Origin of the sequence: Streptomyces sp. M41 (assembly GCF_043673425.1) — a bacterium.
In the GTDB taxonomy this organism is placed as follows: Bacteria; Actinomycetota; Actinomycetes; order Streptomycetales; family Streptomycetaceae; genus Streptomyces.
The window spans coordinates 468,709-485,568 of record NZ_JBIMKE010000001.1 but is presented as its reverse complement, the minus strand read 5'-3'; the positions used below and the strand labels follow the sequence as shown (position 1 = coordinate 485,568).

Sequence of the window (16,860 nt, the reverse complement as noted above, 5' to 3'; positions counted from 1 at the left end):
TGTGGCCCGGGGCTTCTCAGGGCCGAGCTTGTCAGATGACGGGGGGCCGGCCCAGTCGGGTCAGCCGCCACACCGTACGCCACTTCATGGGCCGGCGTGGACCGCACGGAGTTGTCCAGCCTTCCCGGAAACCACCGAACCATGCCTTCAGGGCTGGGCGGGACGGGCGGCGGACGAGGGTCAGCAGCAGCCACACGCCCAGATAGACGGGGACCAGGGGGGCGGGCAGGTTGCGGCGGGCGAGCCAGACGCGGTTGCGGGCCACCATGCGGTGGTAGACCGCGTGCCGTGAGGGCGCGGTCGTCGGGTGGTACAGCACCATGTCGGACCGGTAGTCGATCATCCAGCCCGCGTCGAGGGCCCGCCATGCCAGGTCGGTTTCCTCGTGGGCGTAGAAGAATTCGTCCGGGAGCCCGCCTACTTCGGCGAAGACCTGGGTCCGTACGGCGTTGGCGCCGCCCAGGAAGGTGGTGACCCGGGAGGAGCGCATCGGGTCGGAGGCCCGCAGCCGTGGCACATGGCGGCGCTGGGTGACCCCGGTGTCCGGGTCGGCGATGCGGAAGCTGATGATGCCGAGCTTCGGGTCGGCCTCGAAGGCCCGGCGGCACAGCTCGGCGGTGTCGTGTTGGGCGAGGAGGCCGTCGTCGTCGAGGAAGAGCAGGATGTCGACGTCCCGGCCGCTGGGGCCGAAGGCCTCGATGCCGACGTTCCGCCCGCCGGGGATGCCGAGGTTCTCGGGCAGCTCGATGGTGCGGACGCCCTCGGGGACGTCCGGGACGGGCGAGCCGTTGCCGACGACGACCGCCTCGACGCGGTCGCCGTCCTGCTTGGCGACCGAGTCGAGCAGGGCGCGCAGCTCGTCGGGGCGGTTGCCCATCGTGATGATGACCGCGCCGACCTTGAGGGGGGTTGTCGTCGAGCCCATGCCGCTCACTTCAGCCTGCTCGAAGCGAGGATGGACACGAGGTGCAGCAGGGTCTGGAGCAGCGCGATGCCGGCCAGCACCGCGACACCGAGCCGGGTGAAGAACAGGTCGCCGCGCATCTGGTCGGCGATCGCGAGGACCAGGATCAGCAGCGATGCCTCGATGCCGAGGATCAGACGGTGGAACTTCAGCATCGCGGCGGCCTTGCGGGCCAGGGCCATGCCGGAGGAGCGCATCTCGGACGCCGACTCCTGGACCGGCGGCTTTCCGGCCTGGTGCCGGGCGACGCCGACGAGGTCGGTCTCGGCCTTGATCAGGATGGCGCCGAGCGCGGCCAGCGTGCCGAGGAAGGCCCACAGCCAGTCGATACGGCCGCTGCCCCACAGGTCGGCGGCGCGCAGACCGAAGCCGACCAGGACGGCGGCGTCGGTGAGGTAGGCGCCGACCCGGTCCAGGTAGACGCCGTTCAGCGAGTACTGCTTCTTCCAGCGGGCGATCTCGCCGTCGACGCAGTCCAGCAGCAGATAGAGCTGGACGCAGACCACGCCGAGCACGGCGCCCGCGATCCCCGGCACCAGCAGGGCCGGGGCCGCGAGCACGCCGAAGACGGTCATCAGGTACGTGAGCTGGTTGGGCGTGACCCTGGTGTTCACCAGGTAGCGGTCGACCCGCAGGGACACCTCGCGCATGTAGAGGCGTCCCATCCAGTGCTCACCGCTTCGCCGGTCCTTCACCCCCGCGGGGTGAACGACGGGGCGGAGTTCAGCTACCGATGGCCTTGACATAGTCGGCGTAGACGTCCTTGATCTGGTCGGTTGTCAGGTCGAGGTGTTCGAGGATCGTGTAGCGGCCGGGCCGGGTCTGCGGAGCGAACTCCACGGCGCGGACGAACTCCTCGTCCGTGAAGCCGATCTCCGCGGGCAGGACCGGCAGCCCGTGCCGACGCAGCACCTCGGCCATGAAGGCCGACTCCTCGTGCGCTCCCCGCAGGTACATGGCGAAGGCCGCGCCCAGACCGCACTGCTCGCCGTGCGCCGCGGCGCGCTCGGTGAACAGCAGGTCGAAGGCGTGGTTGATCTCGTGGCACGCCCCGGAGGACGGGCGTGAGTCGCCCGACACCGACATCGCGATGCCGCTGAGCACCAGCGCCTCGGCCAGCACCTGGAGGAAGCCGGTGTCTCCTATGCCGCCGGGGTGGCGCAGCACCGCCTCGCCGGCCTGGCGGGCGATCGCGGCGGCGAGGCCGTCGATCTTCTCGCCCTTCACGCGATGGGCGAGCTCCCAGTCGGCGATCGCGGAGATGTTCGAGATCGCGTCGCCGATGCCGGCGCGCACGAAACGGGCCGGGGCCTCGTGGATGACGTCGAGGTCGATGACGACGGCGATCGGGTTGGGCACGCCGTACGAGCCGCGGCCCGCGTCGTTGTCGAGGGTGGCGACCGGCGAGCACAGGCCGTCGTGAGCGAGGTTCGTCGGTACGGCGACCAGCGGCAGGCCGACGCGCGCCGCGGCGAACTTGGCGCAGTCGATGATCTTGCCGCCGCCGAGTCCGACGACCGCGTCGTAGTGGCCGGCCTTTATGTCACTGGCCAGCCGGACCGCGTCGTCGAGGGTGCCGCCGCCGACCTCGTACCAGGAGGCGCCGGGCAGCGCGGGGGCGAGCCGCTCCCGGAGCCGGGCGCCGGAGCCGTTGCTGACCGCGACGGCCAGCTTGCCGGAGTGCGAGATGCGTTCGTCGGCGAGCACGCAGGCCAGATCGTCGAGGGCACCCGGGCGGATGTCCACGACGACCGGCGAGGGAATCAGCCGGGTCAGTACTGGCACGCGATCTCCCGTCCGCGGGCGAGATCGTCGTGGTTGTCGATCTCCACCCACTTGACGTCGCCGATCGGCGCCACGTCGATGCGGAAGCCGCGGTTCACGAGCTCCTGGTAGCCGTGCTCGTAGAACTGCTGCGGGTCGGTCTCCCACACGGCCTTCAGGGCGTCGGCCAGCTCGGGGGCGGCGTCGCCCTCGATGAGGGTGACGCCGATGTACTCGCCGGTGGCCTCGGCGGGGTCCATCAGCTTGGTGATCTTCGTCATGCCCTTCTCGGGGTCGACGACGACCTTCATCTCCTCGTCGGCCAGGCTCTTCACCGTGTCCAGGGCAAGGATGATCTTCTTGCCGTCGCCGCGGGCGGCGAGCAGCGTCTTCTCGACGGAGACCGGGTGGACGGTGTCGCCGTTGGCGAGGATCACACCGTCCTTGAGGGCGTCACGGCCGCACCACAGGGAGTAGGCGTTGTTCCACTCCTCGGCCTTGTCGTTGTCGATGAGGGTGAGCTTGAGGCCGTACTTCGCCTCGAGCGCCGCCTTGCGCTCGTACACGGCCTCCTTGCGGTAGCCGACGATGATCGCGACCTCGGTGAGGCCGATCTCGGCGAAGTTGGCGAGGGTGAGATCGAGAACCGTTGGTTCGCCCTCTATGCCCGCGGGGCCCACCGGCACCAGAGCCTTGGGAAGGCTGTCGGTGTAGGGGCGCAGACGCCGTCCGGCGCCGGCCGCCAGCACGAGGCCGATCATGCGGGTTCTCCTTCATCGTGTACGGCGGGCGCCCCACCCTTGTGGGCGGACACCCAGAAGCGGATGCTCTCGACGAGCACCACCAGGGCCACGGCCACGGCGAGGACCGTGAGCGCGACCGTGAACTGCGAGGCGGAGAGCACCGCGGCGAGGACGGTGACGAGCAGCGTCCGCCCTTCGTGCCCCCCGATGGCGCGCACCAGCCAGGCCGGGGGCGCTCCGGCGTTGCCGCGGATGCGGTACACCGTGTCGTAGTGATGGTAGGCGACCGCGGCCACCAGCCCGAAAGCCGCAGGAAGGGCCCCGTTCACCCCGGCGACGGCGGCGAGCGCCAGCACGGTGCCGTACTCGGCGGCGCGGAAGAACGGCGGGACCAGCCAGTCGAGGGCGCCCTTGAGGGGCCGGGCGACGGCGAGACCCGAGGTCACGGCGTAGCCGAGCGCGGCGACGGCCGGCCACGGCCCGCCGAACCCGGTCAGCGCGGCGGTGGCGACGACGACGGCGCCGCCGAGGAGGGCGACGGCCGGGACGGCGAAGCCGGGCAGCCGGCGTGCGTGGTCCTTGACGGCCCGCGCGATGCCCTGGGCGAGCGGTCCGCAGTCCGCCAGGTCGGCCAGCGCCTCGGCGGCCCGGTCGGTGCGGCGGGCCTTGCGGGTCAGTGAGCGCAGCACCCGGCCGGCCGTGGTGTACGTCGCGGCGAAGGCGCAGCCGATGAGCAGTGCGTAGAAGGTGACGCGCGGGGTGGTGGCCGCGGTGAGGACCGCGATCATCGCCCAGCGCTCGCCGATCGGCAGGACGATCATCCGGCGCAGCCACACCGTCCAGCCGACGCTGTCGAGCTTGTCGGAGAGGGCGGCGGTGGGGCTGGTGTTGGCGGTTGCGTCGTGGTTGGCCTCGTTGAAGGAGAAGTCCACGACGTGCCGGCAGGTCTGCAGGACCATCGCGCCGAGGGCGAGGGCCCAGACGTCGTCGCCGCCGCGGGCCGCGCCGAGGGCGAGGCCCGCGTAGTAGGCGTACTCCTTGGCCCGGTCGAAGGTGGCGTCCAGCCAGGCGCCGAGCGTGGAGTACTGGAGGGAGTAGCGGGCGAGCTGGCCGTCGGTGCAGTCGAGGACGAACGACGCGATCAGCAGCACGCCCGCCGCGACGAAGCCGCCTCGGGTGCCGGTGGCCGCGCAGCCCGCCGCGATCAGCGCCGTGATCAGGGACGCGGTGGTGACCTGGTTGGGGGTCAGGCCACGGCGGGCGCACCAGCGGGCGATGTACTTCGAGTAGGGGCTGATGCAGAAGGTGGTGAAGAAGCCGTCGCGGGCCTTCACGGCCGACTTCAGGCGTACGGCCTCGTCGTCGACGGCCGCGACGGCCTGCCGCGCCTCGTTGCGGGCCTGGGGGTCGGCCGGGACGGCGGCGACCAGGCTGCCGAGCTCGGGACGGTGCACATCGCTGCCGTCGGCGTCGAGGGCGTCGATGACGCGGTCGGCGAGGCTGTCGACGTCCCCGACGCTCGTCGTCGCCCGCGCGGGGGCCCCGCCACCGGCGGTACCGCCGCCCGCGGAGTGCTCGCGGGCCATGGCGCGGGTCAGGGCCTGCCGTCCGGCCGCCTGGGCCGTCACGGCGCCCGGGATCGCGGCGAGCGGGAAGCGCGGGTCGGTCAGACCGAGGCGCAGGGCGTGCGGGTGGCCGACGAAGCGGGCGTCGACGAGCGCGACGCGCTGGTCGCCGGGCACCTGGGCGAGGAGGGTCTCAGCGTCGGCCGGATCGGTGGCGACCCGCACGTCGTAGCCGAGGGACCGCAGATCGCCTTCGATCGACGATCCGGGGACCGGCTGACCGGTGAGGATGGCGGTCGACAACCGAACTCACTCCCTGGGTGCCGGCGTATCCGCGCCGGTCGTGTGCGGGTGGGGGCGCCCCTTGCCGGTGACGGCCGAGCGGCGTGTCGGCAGAGGCTATCGGATGGTTGGAAGCCGACGTTCATCGCCCGTTCGGCGCAGCGATCAACGTGGTTTGCCCGGCGCCTGCCGCGATCATCATCGGGGATCGGGGGTCCGGCTCACAAACCCGTGCTCACAGAACGGGGCATCGAGGACATTGCATGCCCGGCCCGTGCCTGCGCATAGGGTGGGCGACCATGACATGGCTGATCACAGGCGGAGCCGGCTACATCGGGGCACATGTGGCGCGGGCCATGACCGACGCCGGGGAGCGCGTGCTCGTACTGGACGACCTCTCGGCCGGACGTTCCGCGCGGCTGCCGGCGGACGTGCCGCTCGTCGAGGGCTCGTCGCTGGACGGTGAGCTGCTGAAGCGGGTGTTCGCCGAGCACGCGGTGACGGGCGTGGTGCATCTCGCCGCGCGCAAGCAGGTCGGTGAGTCGGTGGCGCAGCCGACGCGCTACTACCGGGAGAACGTGGGCGGTCTCGCCACGCTCCTGGAGGCGGTCGCCGAAGCGGGTATCGAGCGGTTCGTGTTCTCGTCGTCCGCGGCCGTCTACGGCAACCCGGACGTCGACCTCATCACGGAGGACACGGCGTGCGCGCCGGTCAACCCGTACGGCGAGACCAAGCTCGCCGGGGAGTGGCTGGTGCGGGCCGCGGGCCGGGCGCACGGCATCGCGACGGTGTGCCTGCGCTATTTCAACGTCGCGGGCGCGGCCTCGCCCGAGCTGGCCGACACGGGCGTGTTCAACATCGTCCCCATGGTCTTCGACCGGCTCACCCGGGACGAGGCGCCGCGGATCTTCGGCGACGACTATCCGACGCCGGACGGCACCTGCGTCCGCGACTACATCCATGTGGCCGACCTCGCCGAGGCGCACCTCGCGGCGGCCCGACGGCTCTCGGCCGCGGACGCGAGCGGGGACCTGACGGTCAACATCGGTCGCGGTGAGGGCGTCTCGGTGCGCGAGCTGATCACCGTCATCGGCGAGGTCACCGGCGACCGGCGGCCCGCCCTGGTCGAGGCCCGGCGGCCCGGCGACGCCCCCCGAGCGGTCGCCTCGGCCGCGCGGGCCGCCGAGGAGCTCGGCTGGACGGCCCGGCGCGGGGTACGCGAGATGGTCGAGTCGGCATGGCGGGGATGGCTGCTGCACCACGGCAGCTGATCACTCCACGGCTCTGACCTGCGGAACATTTCCGCAGGTCAGAGCACATGACAACGGTGTTCAGTGCCGCGTTGCCCGATACCCCCCGCCCGTAGTTCACTGTGATCCCGGAACGGAAAATCCGATCGTCCGACGGACCGCAGAAGGGCGGCTTTCCCATGGGGGCAGGGCACGACCACGGGCACGCGCACGTGCCGACGAGCGGTACGGCGGCTGCCGCGTACCGCGGGAGACTGCGCGTGGCGCTGTCGATCACGCTCGGCGTGATGGTGGTCCAGATCGTCGGCGGGGTCGCCGCGGACTCGCTGGCCCTGGTCGCGGACGCGGCGCACATGGCGACGGACGCGCTGGGCCTGGGCATGGCCCTGCTGGCGATCCACTTCGCTAACCGCCCGCCGAGCACGAAGCGCACCTTCGGCTACGCCCGCGCGGAGATCCTCGCCGCCCTCGCGAACTGTCTGCTCCTGCTGGGCGTCGGCGGCTATGTCCTGTACGAGGCCGTGGAGCGGTTCTTCACGCCGGCGGACACCGAGGGCGGCCTGATGATCGTGTTCGGCGCGATCGGCCTGGTCGCCAACATGGTCTCGCTGACGCTGCTGATGCGGGGCCAGAAGGAGAGCCTGAACGTGCGCGGCGCCTTCCTGGAGGTGGCCGCGGACACGCTGGGCTCGCTCACGGTGCTGATCTCGGCCGCGGTGATCCTGCTCACCGGCTGGCAGGCCGCCGACCCGATCGCCTCGCTGGTCATCGGCCTCATGATCGTGCCGCGCACCCTCAAGCTGCTGCGCGAGACGCTCGACGTGCTGCTGGAGTCGGCACCCAAGGACGTCGACATGGCTCAGGTGCGGGCCCACATACTCGCCCTGGACGGTGTCGAGGACGTCCACGATCTGCACGCCTGGACGATCACGTCCGGCATGCCGGTGCTGTCCGCGCACGTGGTGGTGAGCACCGACGCGCTGAACGCGATCGGCCACGAGAAGATGCTGCACGAGCTCCAGGGCTGCCTGGGCGACCACTTCGACGTGGAGCACTGCACCTTCCAGCTGGAGCCGAGCGGGCACGCGGAGCACGAGGCGCGGCTCTGCCATTGAGACGGCGGACACGGCCGCGGCACCGAACGGACTGAAACATTCGTACGGTCGGACAAGACGCCAGTACGGACGGAATGCAGCGATCCGGTGGTCGGCGGCGTCCTCCTGCGCACAGCGGCCCGGCGGACGGTTCCCCGCTCGCCGCGCCGGGCACGATCAACTGCCGGGAGTGCCGGTTTCGTACGGCACACTTGGGGCGCTGAGACCGATGCGAAGGATGGGTATGCCGATCACACCTGCGACCGCGACGCACAGTCCGTCGAACGGCGCCGCAGACGCGATTTTGCTGGAACTGGTCGACGAGAACGGTGTGACGGTCGGCACCGCGGAGAAGCTCGCCGCCCATCAGCCGCCGGGGCAGCTGCACCGCGCCTTCTCCGTGTTCCTCTTCGACGAGCACGGCCGGCTGCTGCTCCAGCAGCGGGCGCTCGGCAAGTACCACTCCCCCGGCGTGTGGTCCAACACCTGCTGCGGTCACCCCTACCCCGGCGAGGCGCCCTTCGCGGCTGCGGCCCGGCGTACGCACGAGGAACTCGGTGTCTCCCCGTCACTGCTCGCCGAGGCCGGCACGGTCCGCTACAACCACCCGGACCCGGACTCGGGCCTGGTGGAGCAGGAGTACAACCACCTCTTCGTCGGCATGGTGCAGTCGCCGCTGCGGCCGGACCCGGAGGAGGTCGGTGAGACCGCCTTCGTGACCGCCGCCGAGCTGATGGAGCGGCACGCGAAGGACAGCTTCTCGGCGTGGTTCATGACCGTCCTCGACGCGGCCCGCCCCGCGATCAGGGAGCTGACGGGCCCGTCGGCCGGCTGGTGACGGGCCGGCCCCGCGGGACGAGCCTCAGGGCACCCGGGCCGGTGTGAGCGGGACGGCGGCCCAGATCACCTTGCCGCCGTTCGCCGTGTGCTCGACGTCGCACACGCCGCCCGCCTCCCGTGTGATCTCCCGCACCAGGAGCAGGCCACGGCCGCCGGTCCGGCCGTGGTCCGCCTCCAGGGCGGTGGGGCGGTAGGGGTGGTTGTCCTCCACGGAGACCCGCAGCCACTCCGCGCCGACCGCGACCTCGACAGCGAGCATCGGCGACAGCAGCGCCGCGTGCCGGACGGCGTTCGTGACCAGCTCCGAGACGATCACCAGCAGTCCTTGGACGAGGTCGTCCGGGACCGGGACGCCCTGGCGGTACAGCAGGTCCCGCACGGCGTGCCGTGCCTGCGGGACGGAGGCGTCGACGGCGGGGGCGGTGAACCGCCAGACGCCCTCGTACGGCAGGGGATTCGGCGGCTGCTGACCGGGGGGCTCGGCCGCGCCGCTCGCTGGGCGTGGGCCGGACCCGCGCCCGTGGTTCTCCATCGTCCGGTCGCCACCCTCGCGCTCGATTGTCACCACATGTCGAGTGTTGATAACGCGCAGGTCCGGACCGTGGAACTGAACACAAGTCAGCAAGTATCGAGCGTTTCTGATCGTTGGCGTATGACACCGTCAGATGTGGGACCGCTCCTGTCCCGCTGCGTGGCGACTTGGCGAACTATTCGGGTTGTACGGGTTTGGTGGTGTCCGCGTCCGCCTGCCCCGCCCCGCCCTCGGCGGCGACGCGCTCGGAGACCATGCCGACGATCTTGTGCCCGCCGAAGCCCGTGGCGATCAGGCCGAGCCCGTCGAAGAGCAGGGCGAGCGAGATGAGGGTTCCGATGACGTATCTGCTGCTGGGCCAGGAGCTCAGCACCAGGATGCCGAGGAACAGGTCGAAGGCGCCCTGGAGCAGGGTCCAGCCGAACTGCGGACCGCGCACCACCAGGCTGCCGACCAGCCGGAACAGCCCGCCGGTGAGGAAGAGCAGGGCCGCGAACATGGCCAGCGCCTCGGCCGCCGCCTCCGGTCTGCGGATCACCACCACGCCGGCCGCGATGTTCAGCGCCGCGACGACCACACCGAGCCAGAAGAAGTTGCTGCCGCGCGCCTGGACCGCGTGCGCCAGACCGACGATGCCGCCGATCAGCAGCAGCCAGCCGAACAGGAGCATGGTGGTCAGCGTGGCGAAGGCCGTGTAGAGGAGACCGACCAGGCCGCCGACGACCAGCAGTACGCCGAGGACGGCGAGCAGGCCGAAGCCTCGCTGAAGTTTCGCCGCCTCGCCCTTGGGTTTGGTGGACGCGTTCATCGCCGCCTCCTCAATGGCCTCTCTCCCTTTGATCCCCTTTGCACCCTGGCGCATAACGCGGTCGGGCGGCCCTTCCTGATCGGCTGTTCGGCGCATGCGGATAGCATCCGCCGCATGGAGCCCCAGCTGCTGCACAGCGTCACCGACTCGGTCGCCACCGTCGTCATCCACCATCCGGCCAAGCGCAACGCGATGACGGCCGCGATGTGGCGGGCGCTGCCGCCGCTGCTGGACACGCTGGCCGCCGACCCGGCCGTACGGGCGCTGGTGGTCACCGGTGAGGGCGGGACGTTCTGCGCGGGCGCCGACATCTCCACGCTCCAGGGGTCGCCGCAGGAGGCGCAGGGGCTCGCCGTGGCCGCGGAGGAGGCACTGGCCGCCTTCCCCAAGCCGGCCCTGGCGGCGATCCGGGGGCACTGTGTGGGCGGCGGGTCGCAGCTCGCGGCGGCGTGCGATCTGCGGTTCGCCGAGGAGGGGTCGCTGTTCGGGGTGACACCGGCGAAGCTCGGGATCGTGTATCCGGCGTCGTCCACGCGGCGGTTGGTGTCGCTGGTGGGGCCGGCCACCACCAAGTACCTGCTGTTCTCGGGCGAGTTGATCGACGCCGGGCGGGCGCTGCGCACGGGCCTGGTGGACGAGGTGCTGCCGGAGGGCGAACTGGACAAGCGGGTGGTGGAGTTCGCCCGGATCCTGGCATCGCGCTCTCAGCTGACGCAGGCCGCGGCGAAGGAGTTCGCCGACGGGCGCACCGACCGCGACGAGCACTGGGCGCGACAGGCACGCGCGAGCGGCGACACCGCGGAGGGTGTCGCCGCCTTCCTGGAGCGCAGGCAGCCCGGGTTCACCTGGACCACCGGGGCTACGTCAGGCTGAACCGGCTGTTCGTGCGGAACTCCTCGACGAGGTGGGCGGGCGCCTTCCGCGGGGAACCGGAGTCGTAGGGCGGCTGCGGGTCGTACTCCGTCAACAGCTGGACGGCCTGGGCGTGTTCGTCGCCGGCGATCCTCCCGACCAGGGTCAGGCCCATGTCGATGCCGGCGGAGACGCCGGCCGCGGTGATGTACTTGCCGTCCGGCACGACCCGCTCGCCGGTGGGCTCGGCGCCGTACTGCGGCAGGAAGTCGAGGGTGAGCCAGTGGGAGGTGGCGCGGCGGCCGTCCAGCAGGCCGGCGGCGGCGAGGATCAGCGAGCCCGAGCAGACGGAGGTCGTCCAGGTGCTGGTGAGGTCGGCGGTCCTGAGCCACTCGAGGAGGGCCTCGTTCTCGACCTCGGCGAAGGTTCCGGGACCACCCGGCACCACGACGACGTCGGGGTGCGGCACCTCGGCCAGCGCCTTGTCCGCCGTGAGGGCCAGGAATCCGGTGTCGGCGCGCACGGGGCCCGCCTCAGCGGCGACGAAGTCGACCTGAGCGTCCGGGATGCGGCTGAGGGCTTCATAGGGCCCCACGACGTCGAGGGCCGTGAAGCGGTCGTAGAGGACCATCGCGATCTGCATGGGTGGTGCTCCCTTTCGGTGGGGCTCACTGGGTGGTCGCGGGGCGGAACCGGCGGCGGTACTCGGCCGGCGCCGTCCCGAGGTTCCTGACGAAGGCGCGCCGCATGGCCTCGGGGGTGCCGTAGCCGCTGGCGCGGGAGATCTCCTCGATGCCGTCGGGGGTGTCCTCCAGCAGGCGGCGGGCGTGTTCGAGGCGGACGCGGTCGACGTACCGGCCGGGGGTCATGCCGGTCTCGGTCTGGAAGGCGCGGGCGAAGTGGCGCGGGGAGAGGCTCGCGCGGGCGGCGAGCGCCTCCACGGCGAGATCGGCGTCGGGATGCTCGGTGATCCAGCGCTGCACCTCCCGCAGGGGCTCGCGCCGGGCGGTCTGGGCCGCGAGCTGCGCGCTGAACTGGGCCTGGTTGCCGGGGCGGCGCAGGAAGACGACCAGGTGGCGGGCGATGCCGAGGGCCACGTCCCGGCCGAGGTCGTCCTCGACCAGGGCGAGGGCTAGGTCGATGCCCGAGGTCACGCCGGCGGAGGTGGCGACTCGTCCGTCGCGCACATAGATGGGGTCCGGATCGACCTGGACGGCCGGGTGGTTGCGGGCGAGTTTGTCGCAGTACGCCCAGTGGGTCGTGGCCCGGCGGCCGTCCAGGAGGCCCGCTGCGGCGAGCAGGATCGCTCCGGTGCAGACGGACACCAGACGCTCGGCACGGGGACCGTGCTCGCGCAGCCAGTCGGCCAGCGCCGGCCGCGGGTTCCGGGTGCCTTCGCCGCCCGGGACGACCAGGGTGTGCGCGTCGGGAGCCTCGGCGAGCGCGTGGTCCGGTACGACGGTCAGGCCGCCGGAGGTACGGACGGGGCCGCCGTCGAGCGAAGCGGTGATCACGCGATAGGTGCCCGGCAGGTGCTTCTCGGCGCCCATGAAGACCTCCATGGGCCCGGTGACATCGAGGCTCTGCACATCGTCGAAGAGAACGAAGAGAACGGTCCGCTGTGCCATGGCATCGATTCTTCGGGGGCCGGTTGATGGCCGCAATGACGAGTCCCCCACCTTTTCTGCCATGGCCAACGCAAGGCGTGCCCTCCTGCGCGCCCTATCCGTCGCCCCTCGCCAGGCAGGCCGTGTCAGGCAGCCCGTGCTCGGTAGCCTGTGGGGCAGCCCTTTCCGGCCATGCCTCTCACGCACTCCCGTGACGTACCAAGCGGTTGGTAACCTCCGGCCATGACTACTGCCGCCCTTGAGTCCCGCGCCGGTCGCCGCTGCCACAACGTCCTCAACACGCTGCACGCGACGTCGTACTTCTCCCCCGAGCTCGGCCAGGAAGCGGCTGCCCTCGGCATCACGCACCCCAGGGCCGTCAACTTCGCGGTGCGCTCGGCCGCACTGGGGCCGGTGGGCGCCGGCGCGGTGACGGCGGCGTTCTACAACTACAAGCACGAGCTGGTCGCCCGGCACGTCCCCGCGGTCTGGGCGATCGCCGCGCCCGAGGACGTACTGGCGGCACGCGCGCGTGCGGCCGACGCGAGCCTGCGCCGGCTGCTCGGCGCTGAGGCGGTCACGTCCCCGGAGATGGCGGAGGCGGCTCATCTCGCGCTCCGGGCCACCGAGGCGTGCTCGCGCAGCGCCCGGCCGCTGTACTCGGCCCACGCGGATCTGCCGGTCCCCGAGGAGCCGCACCTGGCGTACTTCCACGCCGCCACGCTGCTGCGCGAGCACCGGGGCGACGGCCATCTCGCCGTGCTGATGTCGGCGGGGCTCGACGGGCTGGAGGCCGTGGTCACCCACACCGCGACCGGAAAGGGCATGACGCCGACCTGGGTCCGCGCCACCCGCGGCTGGTCCGAGGAGGACTGGGACGCGGCGTGCGGACGACTGCGCGAGCGCGGCCTCCTGAACGAAGCGGGCGAGCTGACCGCCGAGGGCGTCGCCCTGCGCGCGGAGATCGAGAACGAGACGGACCGGCTGGACCGGGCCCCTTACGACCACCTCGGCACGGAGATGGTCGCGCGGCTCACAGAGCTCGGCGGGAGGTTCGCGCGGGCGGCGGCAGTGGCGGGGGCGTTCCCGGCGGACCTGATCGGCAAGGGCTGAGTCGGGCCCACGGGCCCCGACGCCCACTGGCCGGCGCCGGCCAGTGGGCGTCGATCGTTGCCCGGTTGGCCGAAATGAACCCGTGACCGCTCGTCCGCATGGCTCGCGCCCACTGCGGTACCCGGTCCTCAGCCGGCCGTCGTGGCCGGGGAGAGGAAAGGTGAATCACGTGTTCCGTGCAATCGCAGACGTGTTGCGACAGATCGGCGGCGCCATAGCGACCGTGGTGACGTTGCCGTTCCGGGCGCTCGCGCGGCTGTTCGGCGGGGCTTCGAGCAGTACGCGCAGCCGCCGGGCCTGATTCCGTCCCGCCGCGACGGGCCGCGTCGTCGCCCTGATCCCCGGTTGTCGGTGCCACCTGCCACAATTGCCGCGCAACCTTAGTGAGAAGGCGGGACGGGATCGTGACGACACCCCTCGTAGGGTCCATCGAAGGCAGGATCGCCGCGGAGCTCGGCGTACGGGAGCGGCAGGTGAAGGCTGCCGTGGAGCTGCTCGACGGCGGTTCGACGGTGCCTTTCATCGCCCGCTACCGCAAAGAAGCGACCGAGATGCTCGACGATGCGCAACTGCGCACCCTCGAGGAGCGGCTGCGGTATCTGCGGGAGCTGGAGGAGCGGCGCACGGCCGTCCTCGACTCGGTGCGTGAGCAGGGCAAGCTGACCGAGGAGCTCGAGGCCAGGATCCGGGGCGCCGAGACGAAGGCGCGGCTCGAGGACATCTACCTGCCGTACAAGCCCAAGCGCAGGACCAAGGCACAGATCGCGCGGGAAGCAGGGCTGGAGCCCCTCGCCGAGGGGCTCCTCGGCGATCCGGGTGTCGACCCGCTCGCAGCCGCCGCCGCGTTCGTCGACGCCGACAAGGGCGTGGCCGATCCGCAGGCCGCCCTGGAGGGCGCCCGGGCGATCCTCACGGAGCGGTTCTCGGAGGACGCCGACCTGATCGGCGAGCTGCGTGAGCGCATGTGGGTGCGCGGGCGGCTGGCCGCCAAGGTGCGCGACGGCAAGGAGGAGGCGGGCGCGAAGTTCGCCGACTACTTCGACTTCGCGGAGCCGTTCACCGAGCTCCCCTCGCACCGCGTCCTGGCGATGCTGCGCGGCGAGAAGGAGGAGGTCCTCGACCTCGTCCTGGAGCCCGAGGAGGCCACGGACGGGCCGTCGTCGTACGAGGGGATCGTCGCCTCGAAGTTCGGGATCGCCGATCGTGGCCGCCCCGCCGACAAGTGGCTGACGGACACGGTCCGCTGGGCCTGGCGCACCCGCATCCTCGTGCACCTCGGCATCGACCTGCGGCTGCGGCTGCGCACGGCGGCCGAGGACGAGGCGGTGGGTGTCTTCGCCGCCAACCTCCGCGATCTGCTGCTGGCCGCCCCGGCCGGCACCCGTGCGACGCTGGGCCTCGACCCGGGCTTCCGTACGGGCGTGAAGGTCGCGGTGGTCGACGCGACCGGCAAGGTCGTCGCGACGGACGTCATCCACCCGCACGTCCCGGCGAACAGGTGGGACGAGGCGATCGCCAAGCTGGCCCGCCTGGCGAAGGAGCACGCGGTCGAGCTGGTCGCGATCGGCAATGGCACGGCGTCCCGCGAGACCGACAAGCTCGCCGGTGAACTGATCACCAAGCACCCGGAGTTGAAGCTCACGAAGGTGATGGTGTCCGAGGCCGGCGCGTCAGTGTACTCCGCCTCCGCGTTCGCCTCGCAGGAGCTGCCCGACATGGACGTGTCGCTGCGCGGCGCCGTGTCGATCGCCCGCCGGCTTCAGGACCCGCTGGCCGAGCTGGTGAAGATCGACCCGAAGTCGATCGGTGTCGGCCAGTACCAGCACGACCTGTCCGAGGTGAAGCTGTCGCGCTCGCTGGACGCGGTCGTGGAGGACTGTGTGAACGGCGTGGGCGTGGACGTGAACACGGCGTCGGCCCCGCTGCTGGCCCGGGTCTCCGGCATCACCTCCGGACTGGCGGAGAACATCGTGGCGCACCGCGACACCAACGGCCCGTTCAAGTCGCGTACGCAGCTGAAGAACGTGGCGCGCCTGGGCCCGAAGGCGTACGAGCAGTGCGCGGGCTTCCTGCGCATCCGCGGCGGCGACGACCCGCTGGACGCCTCCAGCGTGCACCCGGAGTCGTACCCGGTCGTCCGGCGCATGGTGAAGACCTCCGGTCAGGAGGTGGCCGCGCTCATCGGCAACACGGGCGTGCTGCGCTCGCTGAAGCCGGACGACTACGTGGACGAGAAGTTCGGCCTGCCGACCGTGACGGACATCCTCAAGGAGCTGGAGAAGCCCGGGCGCGACCCGCGGCCCGCCTTCAAGACGGCCACCTTCAAGGAGGGCGTCGAGAAGATCTCCGACCTGGCGTCCGGGATGGTCCTGGAAGGTGTCGTGACGAATGTGGCGGCGTTCGGCGCGTTCGTGGACGTGGGTGTCCACCAGGACGGTCTGGTGCATGTCTCCGCCATGTCGAAGACGTTCGTCAAGGACCCGCGGGACGTGGTGAAGCCCGGTGACATCGTCAAGGTGAAGGTCCTCGACGTCGACATTCCGCGCAAGCGGATCTCCCTGACGCTGCGTCTCGACGACGAGGCGGCTCAGCAGACACAGCAGGGCGGGGGCGGCGAGCGCCGGCAGCGCGGCGGACGGCCTCCGCAGCAGCGGCAGGGACGCGGCGGCGGTGGCGGGGGCGGGGGTTCGCGCCAGGCGCCGCCTCCCGCCAACAGCGCGATGGCCGACGCGCTGCGCCGCGCGGGTCTGGTCGACCCCAAGAAGGGCAGGCGCTGAGTTCGACACGCGGGCCCGGACTCGCCGCCGCGGCGGGGGTCCGGGCCGGTTCGTCCGTAGGGTGACGGCATGCCGGCAGCGCGTGTCGTCACCTGGACGGTGTCCGAGAGCAGGGGCGTCGAGACCTCATGGGTCGAACTCGGCGGTGATGTCCTGAAGGGCCACGGCCGGGCCGTGGGTACGGTTCCGCAGCCGTACTGGATCTCGTACGAACTGGACACGGCGGACGGTTTCGTGACGCGTCGGCTCAAGGTCACGGCCGAGTCCGCGGACGGTGTGCGCACGCTTGATCTACGGCATGACGGATCGGGCCGGTGGACGGCGAACGGCGAGGCCGTGCCGGGCGTCGCCGGCGCCCTGGACTGCGACCTCGGTCTGTGTCCGCTCACCAACACGATGCCGGTGCTGCGGCACGGACTGCATCGGGCGCCCGGGGAGCGGGACTTCCTGATGGCCTGGGTGTCGGTGCCGGATCTGAGCGTGCTGCCGTCGCCGCAGACGTACACACATCTCGCGCCGGGCCGGATCGGCTTCGTGTCCGGTGACTTCCGCAGCGACATCGAGTTCGACGACGACGGCCTGGTCCTCGACTACCCCGGGCTGGCGGCGCGGCTGCGGTGAGCGGCCGGGGGTGTCCTGATGCGTGCCAGGCGTCGCGGGGCAGGCGGG

General features: G+C 71.6%; 17 protein-coding genes. 8 read left to right on the top strand and 9 right to left on the bottom strand.

The window, feature by feature from the left end:
- Positions 1-31 precede the first annotated feature (31 nt).
- Genes ACHBTE_RS02210 through ACHBTE_RS02190 form a run of 5 tightly spaced genes read right to left on the bottom strand, consistent with a single transcriptional unit; the run spans position 32 to position 5,339 of the window.
- Complete coding sequence (locus tag ACHBTE_RS02210; RefSeq protein WP_394721535.1) at positions 32-925, bottom strand: glycosyltransferase family 2 protein; 894 nt, start codon at positions 923-925, stop codon at positions 32-34.
- Between the two features lie 5 nt (positions 926-930).
- Entirely contained in the window at positions 931-1,710 is a 780-nt protein-coding gene (locus tag ACHBTE_RS02205; protein WP_394721534.1) for a CDP-alcohol phosphatidyltransferase family protein, read from the bottom strand.
- Positions 1,688-2,749: an iron-containing alcohol dehydrogenase family protein gene (locus tag ACHBTE_RS02200; protein WP_394721533.1), complete on the bottom strand. Its 1,062-nt coding sequence runs from the start codon at positions 2,747-2,749 to the stop codon at positions 1,688-1,690. Before ACHBTE_RS02200 ends, ACHBTE_RS02205 begins: the two co-directional genes overlap by 23 nt.
- Positions 2,737-3,489 (bottom strand): sugar phosphate nucleotidyltransferase, encoded by a 753-nt coding sequence (locus tag ACHBTE_RS02195; RefSeq protein ID WP_394721532.1) that lies wholly within the window; start codon positions 3,487-3,489, stop codon positions 2,737-2,739. The genes ACHBTE_RS02200 and ACHBTE_RS02195 overlap by 13 nt, the downstream gene beginning before the upstream one ends.
- Positions 3,486-5,339 (bottom strand): DUF5941 domain-containing protein, encoded by a 1,854-nt coding sequence (locus ACHBTE_RS02190; RefSeq protein WP_394721531.1) that lies wholly within the window; start codon positions 5,337-5,339, stop codon positions 3,486-3,488. The genes ACHBTE_RS02195 and ACHBTE_RS02190 overlap by 4 nt, the downstream gene beginning before the upstream one ends.
- Before the next feature lie 278 nt (positions 5,340-5,617).
- On the opposite strand from ACHBTE_RS02190, the gene galE reads away from it, so the two are divergent.
- The 3 genes from galE to idi all read left to right on the top strand — a co-directional run bounded on the left by galE (position 5,618) and on the right by idi (position 8,500).
- Positions 5,618-6,589, top strand: a complete 972-nt coding sequence (gene galE, locus ACHBTE_RS02185; RefSeq protein ID WP_394721530.1) for a UDP-glucose 4-epimerase GalE — start codon at positions 5,618-5,620, stop codon at positions 6,587-6,589.
- Between the two features lie 158 nt (positions 6,590-6,747).
- Positions 6,748-7,683 carry a cation diffusion facilitator family transporter gene (locus ACHBTE_RS02180; protein ID WP_394721528.1) on the top strand — a complete coding sequence of 312 codons (936 nt, stop codon included), beginning with the start codon at positions 6,748-6,750 and terminating at the stop codon, positions 7,681-7,683.
- A 223-nt stretch (positions 7,684-7,906) separates the two neighbouring features.
- A complete protein-coding gene (gene idi / locus ACHBTE_RS02175) occupies positions 7,907-8,500 on the top strand; it encodes an isopentenyl-diphosphate Delta-isomerase (protein WP_394721527.1) in 594 nt (197 codons plus the stop codon).
- A 24-nt stretch (positions 8,501-8,524) separates the two neighbouring features.
- On the opposite strand, the gene ACHBTE_RS02170 is transcribed toward idi, so the two are convergent.
- A complete protein-coding gene (locus ACHBTE_RS02170) occupies positions 8,525-9,034 on the bottom strand; it encodes an ATP-binding protein (protein WP_394721593.1) in 510 nt (169 codons plus the stop codon).
- A gap of 175 nt (positions 9,035-9,209) precedes the next feature.
- Positions 9,210-9,842: an HdeD family acid-resistance protein gene (locus ACHBTE_RS02165; protein ID WP_394721526.1), complete on the bottom strand. Its 633-nt coding sequence runs from the start codon at positions 9,840-9,842 to the stop codon at positions 9,210-9,212.
- A 114-nt stretch (positions 9,843-9,956) separates the two neighbouring features.
- Here ACHBTE_RS02165 and ACHBTE_RS02160 point away from each other — a divergent pair, with 114 nt between their 5' ends.
- The gene (locus ACHBTE_RS02160) at positions 9,957-10,715 is read left to right on the top strand and encodes an enoyl-CoA hydratase/isomerase family protein (RefSeq protein WP_394721525.1); all 759 of its coding nucleotides are present in this window, start codon (positions 9,957-9,959) and stop codon (positions 10,713-10,715) included.
- On the opposite strand, the gene ACHBTE_RS02155 is transcribed toward ACHBTE_RS02160, so the two are convergent.
- A complete protein-coding gene (locus ACHBTE_RS02155) occupies positions 10,702-11,337 on the bottom strand; it encodes a DJ-1/PfpI family protein (RefSeq protein ID WP_394721524.1) in 636 nt (211 codons plus the stop codon). The two genes, ACHBTE_RS02160 and ACHBTE_RS02155, sit on opposite strands and share 14 nt — an antisense overlap.
- 25 nt (positions 11,338-11,362) lie before the next feature.
- Positions 11,363-12,322 carry a GlxA family transcriptional regulator gene (locus ACHBTE_RS02150; protein WP_394721523.1) on the bottom strand — a complete coding sequence of 320 codons (960 nt, stop codon included), beginning with the start codon at positions 12,320-12,322 and terminating at the stop codon, positions 11,363-11,365.
- A gap of 222 nt (positions 12,323-12,544) precedes the next feature.
- Here ACHBTE_RS02150 and ACHBTE_RS02145 point away from each other — a divergent pair, with 222 nt between their 5' ends.
- The 4 genes from ACHBTE_RS02145 (at position 12,545) to ACHBTE_RS02130 (ending at position 16,812) form a co-directional block, all read left to right on the top strand.
- The gene (locus ACHBTE_RS02145) at positions 12,545-13,414 is read left to right on the top strand and encodes a hypothetical protein (RefSeq protein WP_394721522.1); all 870 of its coding nucleotides are present in this window, start codon (positions 12,545-12,547) and stop codon (positions 13,412-13,414) included.
- A gap of 169 nt (positions 13,415-13,583) precedes the next feature.
- Complete coding sequence (locus tag ACHBTE_RS02140) at positions 13,584-13,715, top strand: LPFR motif small protein (RefSeq protein WP_252100478.1); 132 nt, start codon at positions 13,584-13,586, stop codon at positions 13,713-13,715.
- A gap of 103 nt (positions 13,716-13,818) precedes the next feature.
- A complete protein-coding gene (locus ACHBTE_RS02135; RefSeq protein ID WP_394721521.1) occupies positions 13,819-16,191 on the top strand; it encodes a Tex family protein in 2,373 nt (790 codons plus the stop codon).
- Positions 16,192-16,260: 69 nt separating this feature from the next.
- Complete coding sequence (locus ACHBTE_RS02130; RefSeq protein WP_394721520.1) at positions 16,261-16,812, top strand: putative glycolipid-binding domain-containing protein; 552 nt, start codon at positions 16,261-16,263, stop codon at positions 16,810-16,812.
- Positions 16,813-16,860 lie beyond the last annotated feature (48 nt).